Annotated in this window: 17 protein-coding genes; 10 read left to right on the top strand and 7 right to left on the bottom strand. The window is 72.1% G+C overall.

Features of this window, described 5'->3' with window-relative positions:
- Positions 1–14 precede the first annotated feature (14 nt).
- From ACFZB3_RS34535 to ACFZB3_RS34545, 3 genes are all read right to left on the bottom strand, one after another.
- The gene (locus ACFZB3_RS34535; protein WP_391382509.1) at positions 15–2,375 is read right to left on the bottom strand and encodes a nitrate- and nitrite sensing domain-containing protein; all 2,361 of its coding nucleotides are present in this window, start codon (positions 2,373–2,375) and stop codon (positions 15–17) included.
- Positions 2,376–2,756: 381 nt separating this feature from the next.
- Positions 2,757–3,161, bottom strand: coding sequence for a nuclear transport factor 2 family protein (locus ACFZB3_RS34540; RefSeq protein WP_391382511.1), 405 nt, complete (start codon positions 3,159–3,161; stop codon positions 2,757–2,759).
- Between the two features lie 152 nt (positions 3,162–3,313).
- Positions 3,314–3,637 carry a hypothetical protein gene (locus tag ACFZB3_RS34545; protein ID WP_391382513.1) on the bottom strand — a complete coding sequence of 108 codons (324 nt, stop codon included), beginning with the start codon at positions 3,635–3,637 and terminating at the stop codon, positions 3,314–3,316.
- A 169-nt stretch (positions 3,638–3,806) separates the two neighbouring features.
- On the opposite strand from ACFZB3_RS34545, the gene ACFZB3_RS34550 reads away from it, so the two are divergent.
- The 5 genes from ACFZB3_RS34550 to ACFZB3_RS34570 all read left to right on the top strand — a co-directional run bounded on the left by ACFZB3_RS34550 (position 3,807) and on the right by ACFZB3_RS34570 (position 9,145).
- Positions 3,807–4,484, top strand: a complete 678-nt coding sequence (locus ACFZB3_RS34550) for a response regulator (protein ID WP_391382515.1) — start codon at positions 3,807–3,809, stop codon at positions 4,482–4,484.
- A gap of 40 nt (positions 4,485–4,524) precedes the next feature.
- Positions 4,525–5,880 carry an ATP-binding protein gene (locus ACFZB3_RS34555; RefSeq protein ID WP_391382517.1) on the top strand — a complete coding sequence of 452 codons (1,356 nt, stop codon included), beginning with the start codon at positions 4,525–4,527 and terminating at the stop codon, positions 5,878–5,880.
- A 128-nt stretch (positions 5,881–6,008) separates the two neighbouring features.
- Positions 6,009–6,857, top strand: a complete 849-nt coding sequence (locus ACFZB3_RS34560; RefSeq protein ID WP_391382519.1) for an alpha/beta fold hydrolase — start codon at positions 6,009–6,011, stop codon at positions 6,855–6,857.
- Between the two features lie 46 nt (positions 6,858–6,903).
- Positions 6,904–7,338 carry a tautomerase family protein gene (locus ACFZB3_RS34565; RefSeq protein ID WP_391382521.1) on the top strand — a complete coding sequence of 145 codons (435 nt, stop codon included), beginning with the start codon at positions 6,904–6,906 and terminating at the stop codon, positions 7,336–7,338.
- A gap of 148 nt (positions 7,339–7,486) precedes the next feature.
- Positions 7,487–9,145: an FAD-dependent monooxygenase gene (locus tag ACFZB3_RS34570; protein WP_391382523.1), complete on the top strand. Its 1,659-nt coding sequence runs from the start codon at positions 7,487–7,489 to the stop codon at positions 9,143–9,145.
- Here ACFZB3_RS34570 and ACFZB3_RS34575 read toward each other — a convergent pair.
- Positions 9,124–9,513 (bottom strand): DUF5990 family protein, encoded by a 390-nt coding sequence (locus ACFZB3_RS34575; protein ID WP_391382526.1) that lies wholly within the window; start codon positions 9,511–9,513, stop codon positions 9,124–9,126. The genes ACFZB3_RS34570 and ACFZB3_RS34575 overlap by 22 nt on opposite strands.
- Before the next feature lie 215 nt (positions 9,514–9,728).
- Positions 9,729–11,066, bottom strand: coding sequence for a jacalin-like lectin (locus ACFZB3_RS34580; RefSeq protein WP_391382528.1), 1,338 nt, complete (start codon positions 11,064–11,066; stop codon positions 9,729–9,731).
- Between the two features lie 496 nt (positions 11,067–11,562).
- On the opposite strand from ACFZB3_RS34580, the gene ACFZB3_RS34585 reads away from it, so the two are divergent.
- The gene (locus ACFZB3_RS34585) at positions 11,563–12,210 is read left to right on the top strand and encodes a lamin tail domain-containing protein (RefSeq protein ID WP_391382530.1); all 648 of its coding nucleotides are present in this window, start codon (positions 11,563–11,565) and stop codon (positions 12,208–12,210) included.
- Between the two features lie 76 nt (positions 12,211–12,286).
- Here ACFZB3_RS34585 and ACFZB3_RS34590 read toward each other — a convergent pair whose 3' ends face one another.
- Positions 12,287–13,243 (bottom strand): ScbA/BarX family gamma-butyrolactone biosynthesis protein, encoded by a 957-nt coding sequence (locus ACFZB3_RS34590; RefSeq protein WP_391382532.1) that lies wholly within the window; start codon positions 13,241–13,243, stop codon positions 12,287–12,289.
- Positions 13,244–13,637: 394 nt separating this feature from the next.
- Between ACFZB3_RS34590 and ACFZB3_RS34595 the strand changes: the two genes are divergently transcribed.
- From ACFZB3_RS34595 to ACFZB3_RS34610, 4 genes are all read left to right on the top strand, one after another.
- A complete protein-coding gene (locus ACFZB3_RS34595) occupies positions 13,638–14,369 on the top strand; it encodes an HAD family phosphatase (RefSeq protein ID WP_391382534.1) in 732 nt (243 codons plus the stop codon).
- Entirely contained in the window at positions 14,366–15,139 is a 774-nt protein-coding gene (locus tag ACFZB3_RS34600) for a glucose 1-dehydrogenase (RefSeq protein ID WP_391382536.1), read from the top strand. Before ACFZB3_RS34595 ends, ACFZB3_RS34600 begins: the two co-directional genes overlap by 4 nt.
- A 174-nt stretch (positions 15,140–15,313) precedes the next feature.
- Complete coding sequence (locus tag ACFZB3_RS34605; RefSeq protein WP_391382539.1) at positions 15,314–15,979, top strand: ScbR family autoregulator-binding transcription factor; 666 nt, start codon at positions 15,314–15,316, stop codon at positions 15,977–15,979.
- Positions 15,980–16,196: 217 nt separating this feature from the next.
- Positions 16,197–16,877 (top strand): ScbR family autoregulator-binding transcription factor, encoded by a 681-nt coding sequence (locus ACFZB3_RS34610; protein WP_391382541.1) that lies wholly within the window; start codon positions 16,197–16,199, stop codon positions 16,875–16,877.
- Positions 16,878–17,090: 213 nt separating this feature from the next.
- Here the strand turns inward: ACFZB3_RS34610 and ACFZB3_RS34615 are convergent, their stop codons facing one another.
- On the bottom strand, positions 17,091–18,362 hold the full coding sequence (locus ACFZB3_RS34615) for an FAD-dependent oxidoreductase (protein WP_391382543.1): 1,272 nt from the start codon (positions 18,360–18,362) through the stop codon (positions 17,091–17,093).
- Positions 18,363–18,616 lie beyond the last annotated feature (254 nt).

An 18,616-nucleotide genomic window follows, 5' to 3' on the forward strand; every position in this document is an offset into this window, starting at 1 on the left:
CCCGGTGCCGGGGCTCAGCCGTCCTTGCCGGCGCGACGGCCGCGCTTCGACGCCCGACGGGGACGACCGGACGGCTCGGCGGGGCCGGGGCCGACGGGCCCCGGGACGGCGGGAGTAGCAGCGCCGGCGGCGGATGCGGAGCCGGGGGTGCCGACGGCAGGGGTTCCGGCGGGAGCGGGAGCGGGAGCCGGAGCAGGGGCGGTGGCGGCCGGCGTGCCGGACGCCCTGCCGGACGTGGCCGTGGGGCCGGGTGCCGGGATGCCGTCGTCCCACGCCTCGTGCGCGCCGAACGGGTCGGCGGGCCCGCCCGCGAGCAGGGCCGCCAGTCCGGGCGTGGTGCGTGCCCTGACGGCCGCGAGCGCCAGTGTGTCGGCGTCGGACTCGGTGCCGCTGAGCCAGGTGACGGTGGACGGGAGCATGACCAGCGAGGTCGTGCCGGACTCCCCGGCGGCCGGCCGCAGCTGGACCCGGATGCCGTGCCGGTCGGCGAGCCTGCCCACCACGAACAGGCCCATGTACTGGTAGACGTCGGCGTCGGCGGTCGGCGGGTTCGCCAGCTTGTGGTTGATCAGCGCGAAGTCCTCGGGGACCAGGCCGATGCCCTGGTCGTGGATCTCCACCATGATCCGGGTGTCCGGCAGCCGGGTCGCCGTGACCCGGACCGTCGAGCGCGGTGAGGAGAACGAGGTGGCGTTCTCCAGCAGCTCGGCGAGCAGGTGCACCAGGTCGGTGACGGCGCGGCCGTGGATCTCCGCCTCCGGGACGCCCGCCAGCTCGATCCGCTCGTACTGCTCCACCTCGGAGGCCGCCGCCCGGATGACGTCGACCAGGGGGAGCGGGTGGTCCCACTGCTGGGTGGGGCGCTCGCCGCCCAGCACCAGCAGGTTCTCGCCGTTGCGGCGCACGCGCGTGGCCAGGTGGTCCAGCCTGAACAGGTTCGCCAGCTGCTCCGGGTCGGCCTCGCGCTCCTCCAGGTCGGTGATCAGGGCGAGCTGGCGCTCGATCAGCGACTGGTTGCGGCGGGACAGGTTGGTGAAGATCGTGTTGACGTTGCCGCGCAGCAGGGCCTGTTCGGCGGCCAGCCGGACCGCCTCCCGGTGCACATGGTCGAAGGCGCGGGCGACCTCGCCTATCTCGTCGGTGGTGGTGATCGGGATCGGCGCGACCCCGGTGTCCACCTGGCCGGGGACGGCGTGCGACAGCTGGGTGATCACCGCGGGCAGCCGCTGCTCGGCGATCTCGATCGCCGAGGCGCTGAGCCTGCGCATGCCCCGGCTCATCGAGCGGGCCACCCACGCGGCGAGGAGGACGGCCGCGAGCACGGCGCCGAGCGCGACGGAGCCGTTGGTGATCGCGTCCCGGCGGGCGTCGGCGGCGATGCTCCGCGCGTTGGCGAGGGCGGTATCGGTGAGATGGACCTCGATACCGCGGTAGGCGTCGAAGGCGAGCGCGGACGCGGCGAAGAACGACTCGGGCGTGATCCCCTGGGCGGCCAGCTGCTCGGTCGGCGTCCCGCCGGCGATCTCGCTGATCATCTTCGTCAGGGCCGGCGGTGTCACGAAGGTCTGTCCGGCCGCCTTCGCCTCCTCGGCGGCCTTGGCCGTCTGCTGCGCCCCCTTCTTCTGCGCGTCCGCCAGTGCCGTCCGCAGCCGGGTCATGTCCCCGGCGGTACCGGCGCCCGCGTACTCCTGCAGGCCCACCTGTTCCAGGTAGGCGTAGGAGCTGAACGAGCCGAGCTGGGTCTGCAGTTCGCCCTCGGCGAGCGTGTCGCGGTCCTCGACCAGCAGGTGCGTGCCGATGGCGCGCACCAGGGACTCGGCCGCCTGGGTCAGGGAGATGGCGTACAGGGTGCGCCCGAAACTCGCCTGGTTGTTGCTGCCGAAGCCCAGTTCGTTCGAGATCTCCATCAGCGGGTGCTGCACGGCGTGGTAGCTCTCCTCCGTCTGCACCCCCGTCGACTTGGCCGAGAAGGCGTTGGCCCGTACCGCCGCCAGCTGCTTCTCGCCCGCCCGCACCAGCTCGATCCGCCGGGTGAGGCCCGCGGTCCTCGGCGCCCGGGCCACCGCCGCGTCGAACGCCTGCGCGTCGGCGTCGGTGACCTTGCGGGCCGCCACCACGGCGGGCGCGTTCCGCTTGCCCTCCAGCAAGGGGATGACCGACACGTCGCGCTCGTTGATCGCGTCACTGGCGTAGGCGTTGGCCGCCTGCACCAACTCGGCCACGTGCACCGCGTCGTTGGCATCGCTCAGCGTGTCGACCGAGTTCTTCACCCGGATGCCGCCGAGGCCGAGGGCGACGAGCACCGGGATCAGCAGAATGGCCTGGAGGCGTCTTGCGACGGGCCAGTTGCCGGTCAGAGGTCTGGACTTGGACAAGGTCGTCCCACTTCACAACAGGGATGGCGTGCAGGGCTGTGCGCAGCCCGACGTTCTGTGGCCAAGTTCTAACACCCAGCGATCGGTTTCGGCCGGTGTTTGAGTGAAGCGGTTTCTCCGAAATGGTGCAAAGCTCAACTAAAACCATCGGTGGTCAACGCACGGACCATGCGGCCGGGCGGCCCGTTCCCCGGCCATCGTTCGATGGACTGAACAGGCAGCGCTTGCCATGCGGCTCGGCAGGACCGGGCAGGCCGGGTTTGAGTCCCTCGGCCCCTCGGAACGGGTCGCCGGTCCCGTCCCTGGAGGACCACCGCGGATGACCCCCGCCCAGGACACCCGGCCCGTGTCGGCCCGTGTCGGCCCGTGCGTGCCGACCGGTCAGGTCGGGCTCGTCTGCGGGTTGGTGAACATGGGGTTTCCCGCGACGGTCTCCTGCGCGTCGACCTCGTTCTGCAGGACGTCCCAGTGCTCCACCACCAGGCCGTCCTCGAAGCGGAAGATGTCGACTCCGAGGAGGGGCTTGTCGGGACCGCCGGAGTAGCGGCCGTGCACCATCACCAGGTCGCCCTCGGCGATGATCGCGCCCGGCTCGTAGCGGGTGTCGTCGGGCAGCCCGGCGATGAACCCGCGCAGTCCGGCCTTGGCCGGCGGGATGAAGGGGTTGTGCTGGACGTAGTCCGGGTGCACGTACCGGTCCAGCGAAGCGAAGTCCTTGGAACTGAACGCAGTCGTCAGGAACTCGAGAACGACGGCCTTGTTCCGCTCGGTCCGGCTCTCGTCCATGGGAATCACTCCGTTGGGCTGGTGGCCGATCGGTGCACTTCCACGCTATGACGGGACCGGCGGGTCGGCGATCGTGAGGCTCTCCCAGGACGCGACGGCGAGTTTCCGGGCTGCTCCCGGCCGGCCCCGCAGGGCCGGCCGGGAGGCCCCGCCTACGGCTGCAGAACCGTGTCCCCCTCGTCGCCGACAACGACGGGGACGCCGTCCACCGGAGTCGGCGGATCCGCGGGCTGCACGTCCTGCGGCTGCGCGCCGGGCACCTCGGTGAGCCGGATGCCGTCGGTGACCGGTGCGGGACCGGCCGGCTCCACGTGGGCCGGCCCACCGGACACCCGGGTGAGGGTGGACCCCCCGTCCGTGCCGCCCCCGCCGGAGGCCGCCGCGGCGGCGACACCGCCGGAAGCGAGGACCACGGCCACCGCGCCTGCCGCCACCACGCTCCGCCGGCGTGCCATCCTGCGCCATTGCATGTTCATGAAGTCAGCTCCCTGAGAAGAGTCGGGGACGCGGCACGCCGGGTCCGGCCCGGCCCCGGTCCCGCCGGGTGGGTACGGACCGACTCTCACCGGTGGCGGCTGAAGGACCGCTGAGCGTGCTGAAGATCCTCTTCAGCGCCCCGCGCCTCCGGTCGGGCAAGGTAGGGGCATGCGCGTGCTGCTCATGGACGACGACATCCGACTCGTCGAACTGCTCAGACAGGGCCTTCGCTCACAGGGCTTCGCGGTGGACACCGCGAACGACGGCCTGGCCGGTATCGCCAAGGCGGCAGCCGACACCTACGACGTGATCATTCTCGATGTGATGATGCCCGGCCTGAACGGCTACAAGGTCTGCGCCCACCTGCGTGCGTCCGGCGACAACACCCCGATCCTGATGCTGACCGCGAAGGACGGCGAGTACGACGAGGCGGAAGGGCTGGACACCGGGGCCGACGACTACCTGACGAAACCCTTCTCCTTCGTCGTCCTCACCGCCCGGCTGCACGCCCTGATACGCCGGGCACGGCCGGAGCGGCAGATCGTCCGGCACTTCGGCGACTTGGAGATCGACACCGGCGCCCGCCGCTGCCGCCGCGCGGACACCGACATCGCCCTCACCCCCCGCGAGTTCGGCGTCCTGGCCCTGCTCGCGGCCACCCCGGACGTCGCCGTCAGCAAGGCCGACGTCCTCGAACAGGTCTGGGACAGCGCCTACGAGGGCGGCCCGAACATCGTGGAGGTCTACGTCAGTGCGCTGCGCCGGAAAATCGACAGGCCGTTCGGCCGGGCGAGCATCGAAACCGTGCCCGGCGGGGCCTACCGGCTCCGCTCCGACGGAGCCTGACCGCGAAGGCGGGCGGCGGCCGAGACTGTGGCCGAGGACGGTGGGGGGCCGTGCCACGGCGGCCGTCGCACTGGTCGCCGGCCTCGCCCTCGCCGCCTGCTCGGTGGTCCTGCTCTACGCCGTGCGCACCAACCTCGTCGACTCCGCCGGCACCGCGGCCCGCAACCACGTCGAGGAGGCCGCCCGCCGGCTCGGCTCCGGCACGCCGCCGGCCGACGTGAAGGCGGCCCTGCCGGACGTCCTCCTGGAGACCGCGTCGCCCTCCGAGCCGTCGGCGACCACCCCGACGGGACCGGGCGGTGCCAGTGCCAGTGTCGGCACGGACAGCGGGACCGTCCTGGTGCAGGCGTTCCCCGATCTCGCTCCGGCGAGCACCGCCGTCACCACGCTGACCTGGGCCCTCGTCCCCTGCACCGCCCTGCTGGTGGTGCTGGTCGCGGGCCTGACCTGGTACGCCATGGGCCGGGCGCTGCGACCGGTGGAGACCATCCGGGCCGAGTTCGCCGACATCTCCGCGCACAGTCTCCACAACCGCGTCCCCGTTCCCGGCTCCGGCGACGAAGTCGCCCTGCTGGCGGAGACGATGAACACCACGCTTGACCAGCTCCAGCGTGCCGTCGGCCGGCTGCGGACGTTCACCTCGGACGCCTCGCACGAACTGCGCGGCCCCCTCACCACCCTGAAGGTCCGTCTGGAGCTGGCCATGGCCCGCCCCGACCACGCCGAATGGCGCACCGTCGGCAGCGAAGCCCTGCGCGACACCACGCGGCTGGAGGAGATCGTCGCCGACCTGCTGCTCCTGGCCCGTCTGGACGCGCGTCAGCCGCTGCGGCTGCAGCCGCTGTCCGTGACCGACCTGCTGCGGCGGACCGTCGCGGAGCGGTACCCGCACCGGCCCGTCGTCGTCCTCGTCACCGATCCGGCCGCCGCCGCGAACGCCGACACCGACGCGAACGCCGACACCGACGCGAACGCCGACACCGACGCGAACGCGGACGCCGACACCGCCGCGGACGCCGAGGCGGCGGAGACGGTGCTGGGCAGTCGTACGGCGCTCGCCCGGCTCTTCACGAACCTCCTGGACAACGCCCTGCGGTACGCGCACAGCACGGTGACCGTCGAGGTGCGCCACACCCGGCAGGCGTTGCTCGTGGAGGTCCGCGACGACGGTCCCGGCATCCCCGGACCGGACCGTGAGCGGGTCTTCGACCGGTTCACTCGTCTCGACGACGCCCGCACCCGCGACGAGGGCGGCACCGGCCTCGGCCTCGCCATCGCCCGTGACATCGCGACGGCGCACGGGGGAACACTCACCGCGCAGGCCCCCCGGACCGCCCCCGGGGGCGCCCGCATCGTCCTGACCCTGCCGGTCCAGCGCGCGGGTGAGGGAGCGTAAGGCACCGGAACCCCTCACCCATTCGCGTGAGAGACCGGCGGCCGTCGGCAGACCGACACTGCGCGAGGCCCCCTGTTGCGGCGAGCCAGGCCTCGACACATGTACGGAAGCAGGACAGGAGCACATCAATGACCGGTTCCTACGCGGCGCTGCCGAACCGAGTGGTCAGCGCGGGCAACGGCATCGACTACGCCTACCGGGACACCGGCGGCGACGGGGTGCCGCTGGTCCTGCTGCAGCACTTCCGCGGCAATCTCGACAACTGGGACCCCGCGCTCGTCGACGCGCTGTCCGGCGCCCGGCGGGTGGTGACGTTCGACAACGCCGGTGTGGGCGGCACCACCGGCCGTACGCCCGACACCATCGAGCAGATGGCCCGCGACGCCCTCGCGTTCCTGGACGCGCTCGACCTGGGCCGGGCCGACCTGCTCGGCTTCTCCATCGGGAGCTTCGTCGCCCAGCAGATCGCGCTGACCCGCCCGGACGCCATCCGCTCGCTCGTCCTCGCGTCCTCCGCACCGCGCGGTGCCGCGGGCATGCACGGCTGGGCGCCGGAGGTCATCGAGGCGACCGGCGCCCCCGAGCCGACGGCGGACGCCTACCTCAAGGTGTTCTTCGCCCCGTCCGGGACCAGCCAGCAGGCCGCCAAGGAGTTCCTGCAGCGCATCTTCGGCAGGCAGCAGGACCGCGACGAGGCCACCTCATGGGCCACCCGCCAGGCGCAGTACGACGCGGTGTGCGGCTGGGGCGTCCCCGACCACGGCTCGCTGGAGCGCCTCGGCGCGCTGCGCATGCCGGTGTTCGTGGCCAACGGCGACAGCGACCCGATGATCCTGCCGCACTACTCGTACCTCATAGCCGGCCTGGTCCCGCACGCGCGCGTGAAGATCTATCCCGACTCCGCGCACGGGTTCCTCTTCCAGCACCACACCGAGTTCGCCGCCGACGTGGAGGCGTTCCTCGCCACTGCCGACTGATCCGGCGCGAGCACCGCGGTCCGGCCTACCGTCAGGAGTCACACCCGTGCCCATCTACCACGTCTCGTCGCCCAGGGGGCTGCTCGGCACCGAGCAGCGGCAGCGGATCGCGAAGGCGTTCACCGACGCGCACGTCGAGTTCACCGGCGCGCCCGCGGTGTTCGTGCACGTCTTCTTCAACGAGCTGCCGGAGGGCGTCGCCTACAGCGCCGGTGAACCCGACCACGGGATCTCCGGGATCCAGGGGTCGATCCGGGCCGGCCGGACACTGGCGGCCAAGCAGAACCTGATCAGGAGCATCACCGCGGCGTACTCGGAGATCGCCGGGGTGTCCCCGAAGCAGGTCCTGTCCGGCCTCAACGAGATCGACTCGGACATCACCATGGAGTACGGCCTCATCCTCCCGCACCCCGGCGGCGAGGCCGAGTGGTTCAAGGAGAACGCGGAGGCGTTGGACGGCATCCAGGGCACCGGCCTCTGACCGCCTGTGCGTCCGGTTCCAGCTGCACCGCCGGTCCCACCACCGCGATGCCACGGGCCCCGGCCGCCAGGTCGCGCCGAGCGCCGGCGCCGGCACTCGGCGCCCGCGACGGCGCCTCGGCTCGCCGCCCGTCCGCGCCGGGGCGACCATGGAGGGACGGAACAGGTCCGGGGCCACCTGCTGGGAGACACCCGTGACGCACACAACCGACGTCCTGATCGTGGGCGCCGGCCCGGTCGGGCTGAGCGCCGCCGCCGAACTCCGCCGGCACGGCGCGGGCTGCCGCCTCGTGGAGCGGCTCCCGGCCCGGCTGCCGTACGCCAGGGCCGTCGGTATCCAGCCGCGCACCATCGAGCTCTGGGACCGGATGGGCCTGGCCCGCACCGTCGTCGAGCAGGCCGTGCCGCTGCGCGGGCAGCTGAACTACGTCGACGGCGAGGAGACCGCCCGGGTCGAGCTGACACTGCCGCCCGAGGTGCCGTACGGCTTCGCCGCGCTGCCGCAGTACGAGGTCGAGCGGATCATCGAGGAGTACCTGAACGGGCTCGGGACGGCCGTCGAACGCGGCACCGAGCTGCTCTCCTTCGCCCAGGACGCGGACGGCGTCACCGTCCGGCTGCGCAGCGCCGCCGGGGCGGAGGAGGACGTGCGGGTCCGCTACCTCGTCGGCTGCGACGGGGCGCACAGCACGGTCCGCAAGGGCCTCGGCCTCGACTTCCCCGGCGGGGCCTTCACCGAGGAGTACATGCTCGGCGACGTGGTGGCCGACTGGGACCTGCCGGCCGGCTACGCCGTCCGGTCCGAGCACCGTGGCGCCGACGGCGCCACGGACGACCTGCTGGTCTGCATCCCGCTGCCCGGACCGGGCCGCTACCGCATGTCGATGCGGGTCCCGCCGGAACTCTCGGAGCTCCCCGGACTCTCCGCCGACGACACCGACGGCGCCGACGCGGTGGCGCACGGTCCGCTGAGCGGTCGGAGGCTGCCCGAGCTGCCCGACCTCCAGGAGGTCGTGGACCGCCTCGCGCCCCGGCCCGCGACCCTCTCCCAGCTGCGCTGGTCCTCCGTCTTCCGGATCAGCCACCGCATCGTCGACCGCTACGGCGAGGGCCGCGTCTTCGTCGCGGGCGACGCCGCCCACATCCATCCGCCGATCGGCGCCCAGGGCATGAACACCGGCATCCAGGACGCCTGCAACCTGGCCTGGAAACTCGCCCTCGTCCTGCGCGGCGAGGCCGGTCCCGCCCTGCTCGCCAGCTACGACGCCGAGCGCCGCCCGGTCGGCGAGGAGGTCGTCGGCCGTACCGTGCGCCGCACCGTGCACGGAACGGCGGCCGACCCCGACGACCCGCGGACCGTCCTGCTCCGCGAGGCCCAGCTCCTCGTCGGCTACCGGGGCGGCCCCCTCGCCACCGCCCCCTACGGCCCCGCGGACGTCCCGCAACCCGGCGACCGGGCCCCGGACTGCGCCGGTCTCACCACACCGGTCGCCGCGTACCCGCTGCGCCTGCTCGACATCCTCCGGGACCGCCCGGACCACGTCGTGCTGCTCTACGCGGCGGACCCCACCGACGTGATCAAAGCCGTCCTCGCCCCCGGCTGGGACGTCCTGGCCATCCGCGCGGAGGACGGCACCCACGTGCCCCTCGTCCCCGAATACCGCGACACGGCAGGTGAGTTCGCCCGCCTCTACCGCCCCGACGGTCCCACCGGCTTCGTCGTCCGTCCCGACGGCCACCTCGGCGCCCGCTTCCCGCTGGCGGACACCGAGACCGCGCTCGCCGACTACCGCGAGGCACTCGGCTGAGGACCGCTCCCGGCACTCCAGACGACGGCAGGCGGTACGACCCGTGCGCACAGCGGCATGCCCCGCGCGTCGGTCAGCCCGAGCCGGCCGACGAGCAGCCCCTCGCGCGCCGCCGCCCCGGCGACCGCGCCGGGCACGGCGTCGAGCATCAGCTTGGCCCGGCGGAACATCGTGAAGGCGCCCCCGGCGCCCACGGACCCCCAGGAGAGGTAGACGAACCGGCCGCCGGGACCGCCCTGGACGTAGGGCCCCTTGATGTCGACGCCGGCGGCGGAGACCGCCGTGGTGCACGGCAGGGTCCAGGACGCGGAGACGGCGTCGCCGGGCTGCGGGTCGAGCAGTTCGGCGGGGCGGTTGCGGCGCTGCACGGCGACATGGATGTCGCGGTACGCGCGGAGATCGCTGTCTCCGGGCGCCGGGCAGGTCGGTGGCGTCGATGCGGAGGTCCATGGCGGCCATGGGGCCATCATCGCCGACGCGCCGCTCGCTCCGGGCCGGCGTGCCGCTCCCTCCGAGCCGATGGGCCGCCGGCTCCGGCCGGGCGGCGGACGTCATGATCGGTCCGCCGTCCGGCCGGGCGTGGTCAGCGCTTCGTGTAGATGAAGCCGACCTTGTCCAGCTCGTCGCCGGAGCGGCCGTGGAAGCCGGCGATCTGCCAGCCCGACGGCGCGGTGCGGGTCACGCAGTCCGAGGTCGTCGCACCTCCGGCGAGGGTGCGGCCCAGGTTGGTGGTGAACTTCGCGTAGAAGATGCGGGTGGTGTTGTTGTACTTGCCCTCGCACAGGTACGCCGTCGTCACGTACTCGCTGCTGCCCAGCGTCAGTGAGGACGCCGTGCCGCCGGTGCCGCCGTGGGTGAGCGTCGTGCCGTCGGCGAGGGTGATGCCGACCTGGTCGACGCGGGAGCCGGAGCGCAGCGCGATGGTGGTGGCGCGGGCGCCCGCGGCCACCTTGTCGATGTCCTGGTAGTAGTCGCCGTGCGGACCGCCGAACTGGTCGCTCAGCTGGAAGTCGGCGTTCTGGGACCAGGAGAAGCCGACCGTGATCGGGTCGTGGTCGGAGAGCATCAGCCCGTCGGACGTCAGGAACTTGGCGTGCTCGTTGTTGTACGAGGTCGCGCTCAGGTTCACCAGCTTGCTGCTGCGGTACAGGACCTTGTCGACGACCTCGCAGGTGTTGGGCACGGTCGCCCCGGACTGGTCGCAGACCAGCGCGTCGCTGCCCTTGGCCGGCGCGCTGCCGCCGCGGATCAGCTGCACCCAGGCGTCGGTGAGCCCGTTGTTCGACGCGAACTCGGCGATGGTGTCGGCGGTGCGGGTGTAGCGGGTGTTGGTGTCGCCCATCACCACCACCGCGTTGCCGGCCGAGTGGGTGCTGATGAACGAGGTCAGCTGGCTGAGGTTGTCGGCCCGGGAGGCCTCGTCGCCGTCGTTCGTGCCCGCGTTGGTGTGCAGGTTGTAGAAGTCGACGTAGACGCCCTCGGCGAGCCGCTCGCGCATGAAGGTGAAGCCCTTCGGCGTGAGGCAGTCGCCGGAGTCGATCTGGCAGGAGTTCCAGCCGACGCGCTCGAAGTCGTCCCCGTCCCAGGCGTAGTTGGAGACGGTGTTGAGCCCGCTGCCGATGCCCGCGCCGCCGCTGGTCGCGGTGCGGTAGGGGTGGGTGTCGGTGGAGTACAGGTACGCGTGGTAGTTGAAGTCCTCCTGGACGTTGACGATGTCGTACGGCGCGATGCGCGTGCCGATCGCCGTGGTGCTGGTGTCGCGCGGGGTGGGGGCGCTCGACAGGCCTTCCGGAAGCCCGGCGACGTTGTACGTGAGCACGCTGAACGTGCCCGAGCCGGCCGCCGCGGCCGGGGTGGCCGTCGCCGTGAGCCCGCCGAGAGCGGCGACCGCGGCCGCCAGACAGGCAACGAGTCTGCGCATGGGGGTGTCTCCTACGGGGAGGGTGTGCGCTGAGGGTTGTGGGCATGCCAATGAGGCACGCCAAAACGTAGCGGCAAACGCTTTCTTCCGAACCCCCCTTGTTACTAACCAGTTTGGAAATTCCTCGTGACGCCCGGAAGATCGGCTTCTCCCTGTGGGGCCGATCGGCCGCCGACTGTTACTCACTTTCGGGTGAGCCGGGCGTTGTTCGCCCGTCGGGCGGATGGTGCGCGAGGCCGTTGCCTGCGGGGCGAAAGGGGTTGATGGGGTGTCAAATCGCCGCATTCAACTAATAAATGGACGTTACATCCGAGAGTCATAGGAAAGCGAAGGATCCGTAATAGGCGCCGTGTGGCGCCCGGTCCGCGCCCGGCCGGGGCGCAGGGTGTGGCTGCGCGGCCGTCCGGTCGCCATCTCGCCCCACGCACCCCGTGCGGCCTGCGGCTTCGTGCCGTACGCGGCCGGGGTGTGCTCGAACCCCGCGAAGGGGGACCACGTGTCCGTTTCCGTTTCCGCGACCGTCCGCCGTCTCGGCTCCGCCGCCGCCGTGGCGGCCGCCCTGGTGGGCGTCACGGCCCTGCCGGCCGCGGCGACCGCCGCCCGCCCCGCGCTGCCGCACCGCGACGCGGTCGTCATCAGTGCCGTACAGCACGACCTGCAGGGCCGTGCGGTCTTCTCCGCCCGCGCCCTGAACCGGGAGTGGGTGGACGTCACCAACACCTCGCGGCGGGACGTGAACCTCAGCGGCTGGTCGCTGTCGGACGCCGAGGGCCACAGCTACACCTTCCGCCACTACCGGCTGGAGGGCGGCGCCACGGTCCGCGTCCACACCGGGGAGGGCCGGGACACCCGCACGGACCTGTACCAGGACCGCCGCTCCTCCGTGTGGAACCGCGACGCCGACACCGCCACCCTGCGCAACGACCGCGGGCGCTACGTCGACTCCGCCTCCTGGGGCCTGCACCACCGCCGTGACGCCGACGAGCGGCACGTCTTCCCGCACCGTCCGGCGGACGAGCGGCACGCCTTCGCCCATCGTCCGGCGGACGAGCGGCACGCCTTCGCGCACCGTCCGGCGGAGGAGCGGCACGCCTTCGTCCGCCCGGCCGTGAACGACCGGCACGCCTTCAGCCACCGTCGCTGACACGTGGGACATCCGCCGCCGGACTCCAGCGAAGGGGTCCGGCGGCGGATGCGTGCCGCAGCGGTGCCCCCCCGTGTCAGGCCTGGACGACCGGCCCGCTGACCGTGGAGGTGAAGACGACCTCGCCGTCCTGCACGCCGACGACGTCGACGGTCGCCGTACCGTCGTCGCCCGCCGTCACCCCCGTGACGTCGATCCAGCAGGGGCTGTCCAGTTCGACATAGCGGTTGAACGACGTGGACGTGCTCGCCGGGATCAGCGCACGGGGCGCCAGCGCGGCGCAGGCGGCCTGGCGGGCGCCCTCCATCAGGACCATGCCGGGCAGGTGGTCGCCGCCGTGGTCGAACAGGATCGGGTGGTCCAGGTCCGGGGTGAGCAGCCAGCGGTCCGGCGCGTCCGTCGCCGTCAGCACCACGTCGGCCGGGGAGGTGCGGCCCACGGCGGCCGGCCGCATCGGCCCGGCCGCGACGGCCGGCCCGACCGAAACCTCCTGCTTCTCCGGGCGGTTGGCGCGCAGCCGGGCGTAGACGGGCGGTGTGACGATGGAGTACCGCCCCTCGCCGTGGGCCACGGGCACGCCGTCCCGGCGCAGGGTGAAACCGATGCCCATCCGGCGCGCGGACGCCCGGCCGCCAGGTACCGAGTCCGGGCAGGTCACGTCGAGTTGGAAGTCGGTGGGGCGGGAGGCGATCCGCAGCCGCTCCAGACGGGTGTGACAGCTGAGCGACCACAGGACGAAGTGGTGGCCGAGCGGCACGCCGTGTTCCGCGTGCGTCACGAACATGCCGGCCTGCCGAAAGGTCTCGGCGGCCTGGAGCGGGTCATGGCTCGAACCGTCGGCGCTGTTGAAGAACGTGTGGGCGCGGGGCCACTGCCCGGTGAGGGAGAACCGCAGCCCGTCGTCCTGGGCGGTACAGCCGGTGAGGAACACCTCGGCGAGGGACGCGCGGTGGACGTACTCCTTGGGGACCGTGGTGGTCAGCCGAGGCAGTACGGGCAGACCGACCCCGATCTCGCTTGCGGACACACTCATCGACGACCCCCCGTCGGAAAGCTCTTCGTTGGCTTGAAGCTCTGTTCGACGCCTATAAGATACGAACCTACCGGTTTTCTCGGGTCGGCCACTAGGTAAAGGATTCACCAAGTGTGGTTCGACTCGATCCATGCACGACTCCGCTCAGTGGTGGTTTGGCCAAGTATTTTTGCGCTCAACCACGACGAAGGCACGGCGAAATAAGGACTAACTGGTGGATGTCGACGGCTCGTTGTCGATGGAACCAGGGCCCCTGCCGCCTTCGCGGAAACATGGCCGGCGGTTTCTTTTCGCCATGCCGCGGGGAGTTGACCCGTCCGTCGCGGCACCTGGACCCCGCTCCGCCTCGACAGCCCCTGCATGATTGTCGAACGGCCTGGGAGAGGGAGACCCGATGGAACCACTGCGCACCCTGCGCCTCGCCGCCGTCAACATCGACGGCGTCCTGCTCGACGACAGCTTCAGCCCCGTCCTGCACCGGCTCGTCCTCAAGTACGGCGGCGCGTACACCCGGGAGCTGGAACAGCGGCTCTTCTCGCAGTCCAGGATCGCGGCCGCGAAGGTGCTGCTGGAGGAGACCGGCGCCGGGGTGAGCGAGCAGGAGGCCATCGCCGACTACTTCGCCGAGCGCGAGCACTACCTGCGCGACCACCCCGTCCACACCCTCGACGGCGCCGAGGAACTCCTGCACCGGCTGCGCGGCCTGGGCCTGGACGTCATCTGCTACGGCGGACTCGACGAGACCCACTTCCGCCGTCATCTCGGTGCCTGGGAGCACCTGTTCACCGCCCCGCACTACATCTGCACCGACGAATTCCGCCCCGGCATCCGGGAGATCGTCCGGGACCGCTTCGGCCTTGACTACCACCAGGCCCTCTTCATCGACGACGTCGCCCGCTTCGCCGGTCACGCCAAGCAGCTGCGCGTGCCCTTCGTCGGCCGTCCCAGCACCTTCGAACACGGCTTCCAGCCCGAGCTGATGCGCGAACTCGGCGTCCGGCACCTGGTCGGCGGCCTCGCCGAGATCGACGAGGAACGCCTGCGCACCCTCGACCGGGAGGCGGGGCTCGGCACCGTCTGGCAGGACGCCGACTCCCGCTCCGGCGCAGCCGCGGTGACCGGATGACCGCGGGGGAGGGGGCCGCACTGGCGGGCCGGGTCGTTCTCATCACCGGCGCGAGCAGCGGCATCGGGGCCGCCGCGGCCCGGGTGTTCGCCCGGGAGGGGGCCACCGTCGTCCTCACCGCCCGCCGCGAGGACAGACTGCGCGAACTCGCCGGCGAACTGCGTGCCCGGGGCGCCGAGGCGAGCCACCGCACCCTGGACGTGCGCGACGGCGAAGAGGTGCGGCGGGCCGTCGAGTTCACCGTCGAGCGCTACGGCCGCCTCGACGCCGCCTTCAACAACGCCGGCGTCGCCCTGCCGAAGACCCCGATGCACCTCATCGGCGACGCCGACTACGAGCGGGTCACCGAGACCAACGTGCGGGGCGTGTGGAACTGCCTGCGGCACGAGATCACCGCCATGCTGGAGAGCGGGGGCGGTTCGATCGTCAACACCAGCAGCGTGGGCGGGCTGGTCGCCTCCTCGACGGCCGCCCCCTACATCGCCTCCAAGCACGCGGTGATCGGCCTGACCAAGGCCGCCGCCGTCGAGTACGCCCCGCACCACATCCGCGTGAACGCCATCGCCCCCGGGCTGACCCGCTCGGAGATGATCGACGACTGGTTCGCCAGGTCGCCCGAGAACGAGGCGCGCGCCTACCGCTCCGCCCCGCAGGCCCGCGCCGCCGACCCGGAGGAGGTCGCGGAGGCCGCCGCCTGGCTGTGCGGTGACAAGGCGAGCTTCGTCACGGGTGCCACACTTACCGTGGACGGCGGGCGCACCGCCTGGTGAACTGCCCCGCAGGTCCCGCGCCGACGCCCGGGCTCCGGCGCGCGACCGGCGCGGAGCCGGGGCGCAAGCGGGGCGGGACCGACCGGGAATCGGCGCTGTGCGGCCGAAATACCGACCCCCGATTGGGGTAAGGTACGTCACGTCCGGTTTTGTTTTGACCGAGGAGGGGTCCCCATGGTGCGTCAGGAGCGTGCGATCCGGACCCGGCGCGCTGTTGTCGAGGCCGCCGCCGCGGTCTTCGCGGAGCGCGGGTACACGGCAGCCACGATCTCCGAGATCCTTGAGCGGGCCGGAGTCACCAAGGGCGCCCTGTACTTCCACTTCGACTCCAAGGAAGCCCTCGCACGGGGCGTGATCGGCGCCCAGATCAGCGACGACTACTGGGTGCCGCGCGAGCTGAAGCTCCAGGAGTGGGTGGACATCGGCATGACGCTGGCCCACCGGATCCCCAAGGAGGTCATCCTCCTCGCCGGCATACGGCTCTCCGCCGACCTCCAGGGGCGCTCCCTGTTCGGCAGCGCCTGGCCCGCCTGGACCGAGCTGGTGACGGACAAGCTCGTGGAGGCCAAGGAGCGCGGCGAGGTGCTGCCGCACGTCGACCCGCGCGAGACCGCCGAATGCTTCCTCGGGGCCTGGATCGGGACCCAGTTCATGTCCGAGGTGGTCTCCGACTGGACCGATCTCAACGACCGGATCTCGGTCCTCTACAACCACGTACTGCCGGCCATAGCCACTCCCGCAGCCCTGATCCGGCTGGACACCGCGCCCGACCGGGGTGCCCGGGTGGTCGAGGAAGTAGAGCGCCGCCGGCAGGAATCACCCGTGCCCACCGAGGCCTGACCAGCCTCGAACCAAACCATCTGCCTGGTTTGTTGTCCACCGGAGCCGACGCCTACGGCGACGGGCGGAGCGCGGCCGCAGCCGTCCGGCCAGGCCCCGAACGCCGACAAACCTACCAAACGTGCTGTTTGTTAATGTTCTCGAATCGCAATGCCGCAGGCCCAGGGGGAATCGGACTGTCCAGTTCCGGATTCGCCCGGAACGACAGGGGGACGCGATGGTCAAGCAGGTCCGGGCGGTCAGAACCCGGCAGGCCCTCGTTCTTGCCGCCGCCGAGATCTTCGCCGCCGACGGGTACACGCTCTCCTCGCTGCCCGTGATCAGCCGGCGGGCCGGAGTGAGTGCCGGAGCGCTGCATTTCCACTTTCCCAGCAAGGAAGCCCTCGCGACCGAGGTGGAGAGCGCGGCCCGGCGGGCCGTCGAGCAACTGGTCGCCGACCGGCGGCCGTCGACCGCCTCCGCGCTGCACCTGCTGATCACGGTCACCCGGGAGGTCCTGGCCGCGGTCGCCGCCGACGTCGTCGTCCGTGCCGGATTCAAGCTGAGCGTCGATCCCTCCCGCAAGAACGGCATGGGCTTCGGCTGCTGGTGGCGTGCCTGGGTGTGCGAAGAGCTGCTGCGGGCGCAGCGCGCGGGGGAACTGGCCGACGGGGTGTCACCGGACCGGGTGGCCGCGGTGATAGTCGCCGCGACGGTCGGCTTCGAGGTGCTCGGCGCGGAGGACCGCGACCGGATCTCACCCCGGCACGTCGAGCAGTTCTGGTCCCTGGTGCTGCCCCAACTCGCGGCGCACGGCAACGAGTTCGCGAGCGCCGCACTCTCCGACGCCCGCCCTCCGGGGCAGGAGCGCACCAACCGGACGGAGTTCGGTCTGACAAACCGTCCGCGCCGTTTTTGACCCGGAGGCTCGGGATCTGCTCCGCACCACCCGCGGTGGCGGACGAGCAGGGCCTGGAACCTTCGGCCGGACCGGGCCGAATACGGCAGGCGCTGCCGTCGGCCCCGACAGACGGCACCCCGGCCCCCGGCACGGCGGACCCGCCCGCCCGGATCGGCCGGCAGGCCCGCCAGGATCGGCTGACGGGCCCGCCCGGATCCGCCGACGGGTTCCTCAGGCGGCCGCGACGTGCCGGGCGATCCGAACCGCGGCGAACTCCGTGCCCGCGACGAACCGCATCATCGGGCCGAACATCGGAGCCGCGAGCGAACCGGTGAAGTACAGTCCGGGCACCGACGACTCGAACGTCCCCCGCAGCGCGGGCGCCCTGGAACCCGGCACGCATGCCACGGCGTTCCGCACCCCGGGCGACAGGAACGGCAGCGCGTCCAGGTCCAGCCGGTAGCCGGTGGCCGCCAGCACATGGTCGACCGCGACGGACTCGCGCTCGCCCCCGGGGCCCGCGACGTCCAGGCGCACCTCCGCCCCGTCGACCACGGAGCCCGTGACCCGGCGCGAGGTGCGCACCGGTACGACACCTTCCACCCGGTCCCGCAGCCACCAGCCGCCCGAGGGGCCGAGCGCCCGCCGGAACAGCAGCAACCGGGCCGCCGCGGGCAGCCACCGCACACCACCGGGTGACGCGCAGACACCGGCCAGGATCCAGCCGGTGCCGAGCGGCGAGGCCGGTTTGGCCACCCGCTGTGTCCAGGGCCGGGCGAGGTCGGGCGTCATGCCCCACAGCACCGTCCGCTCCCGCACCAGGACCTGCGCCTCGGCACCCGCCTCGTGCAGTAGTGCGGCGCTCTCGAGCGCGGACTGGCCGCCGCCGATGACGGCCACCCGCCGTCCCGCGTACACGGAGAGATCCGTGTGGTGGCTGGTGTGCGACACACGCGCCCGCGGGCCCGGCCCCTCGGGCGCGAGCTGCCGCAGTTCGTCCGGGACATGGGCGAGACCGTTCAGCCCTGTCGCCACCACGACGGCCGAGGCCGCCATCTCCTTCCCGTCGTCCAGTCCGACGACGAATCCGGGTCCCTCCGCCGGTCGTTCGACCGCCGTCACCCGGGCCGGTTCGACCTCGCCGACGTACCGCTTCTGGAACCACTGCCCGTACCGCACGAAGACGTCGCACGGGATCGGTGTCAGCTCGGTCAGTTCCGGCTCGCTGTGCGCGCGCCGGAAGTCCGCCAGCCGGCCGCCGGGCTCCGGCGCCGACAGGTCGGTCGCGTCGGGCGTCGATTTCAGGTACATCCCGGTGGCCATGGCGTGCCGCCAACTGCCCATCACGTCACCGAAGACGCGCACCGGCGCCCCCGCTGCCCGCAAGTGGGCCGCCACCGACAGGCCGTACGGGCCGGCACCGATCACGACGACGGGTGGCCGCCCGTGCCCGGTGGCCGTCTGCTCCTGGGCAGGGCGCTGCCCCGGAAGCGACTGCGTCATGCATTCCTCCGCTGGTCTGCTCGCCGCCTTCCCCTGGGCGACGCGACACTGCGGGATGGCACGTCCGGCGTGAAACGGACGTGCTCGTCCCCCCTCCGCGGGTGAGTCTCTCCCACGGGCAGGCGCCGGGAAACGATATCGACGCACGTTGGCCAAAACTTGGTCGAACTATACGACAAGTGACACTGGTGGGATCATCGACGTGCGACGGGCAGACGCCGTTGATCACGCGAGCGACAAGATCGATCGGCACG

This window comes from Streptomyces sp. NPDC008092 (assembly GCF_042957285.1).
Classification (GTDB): domain Bacteria; phylum Actinomycetota; class Actinomycetes; order Streptomycetales; family Streptomycetaceae; genus Streptomyces.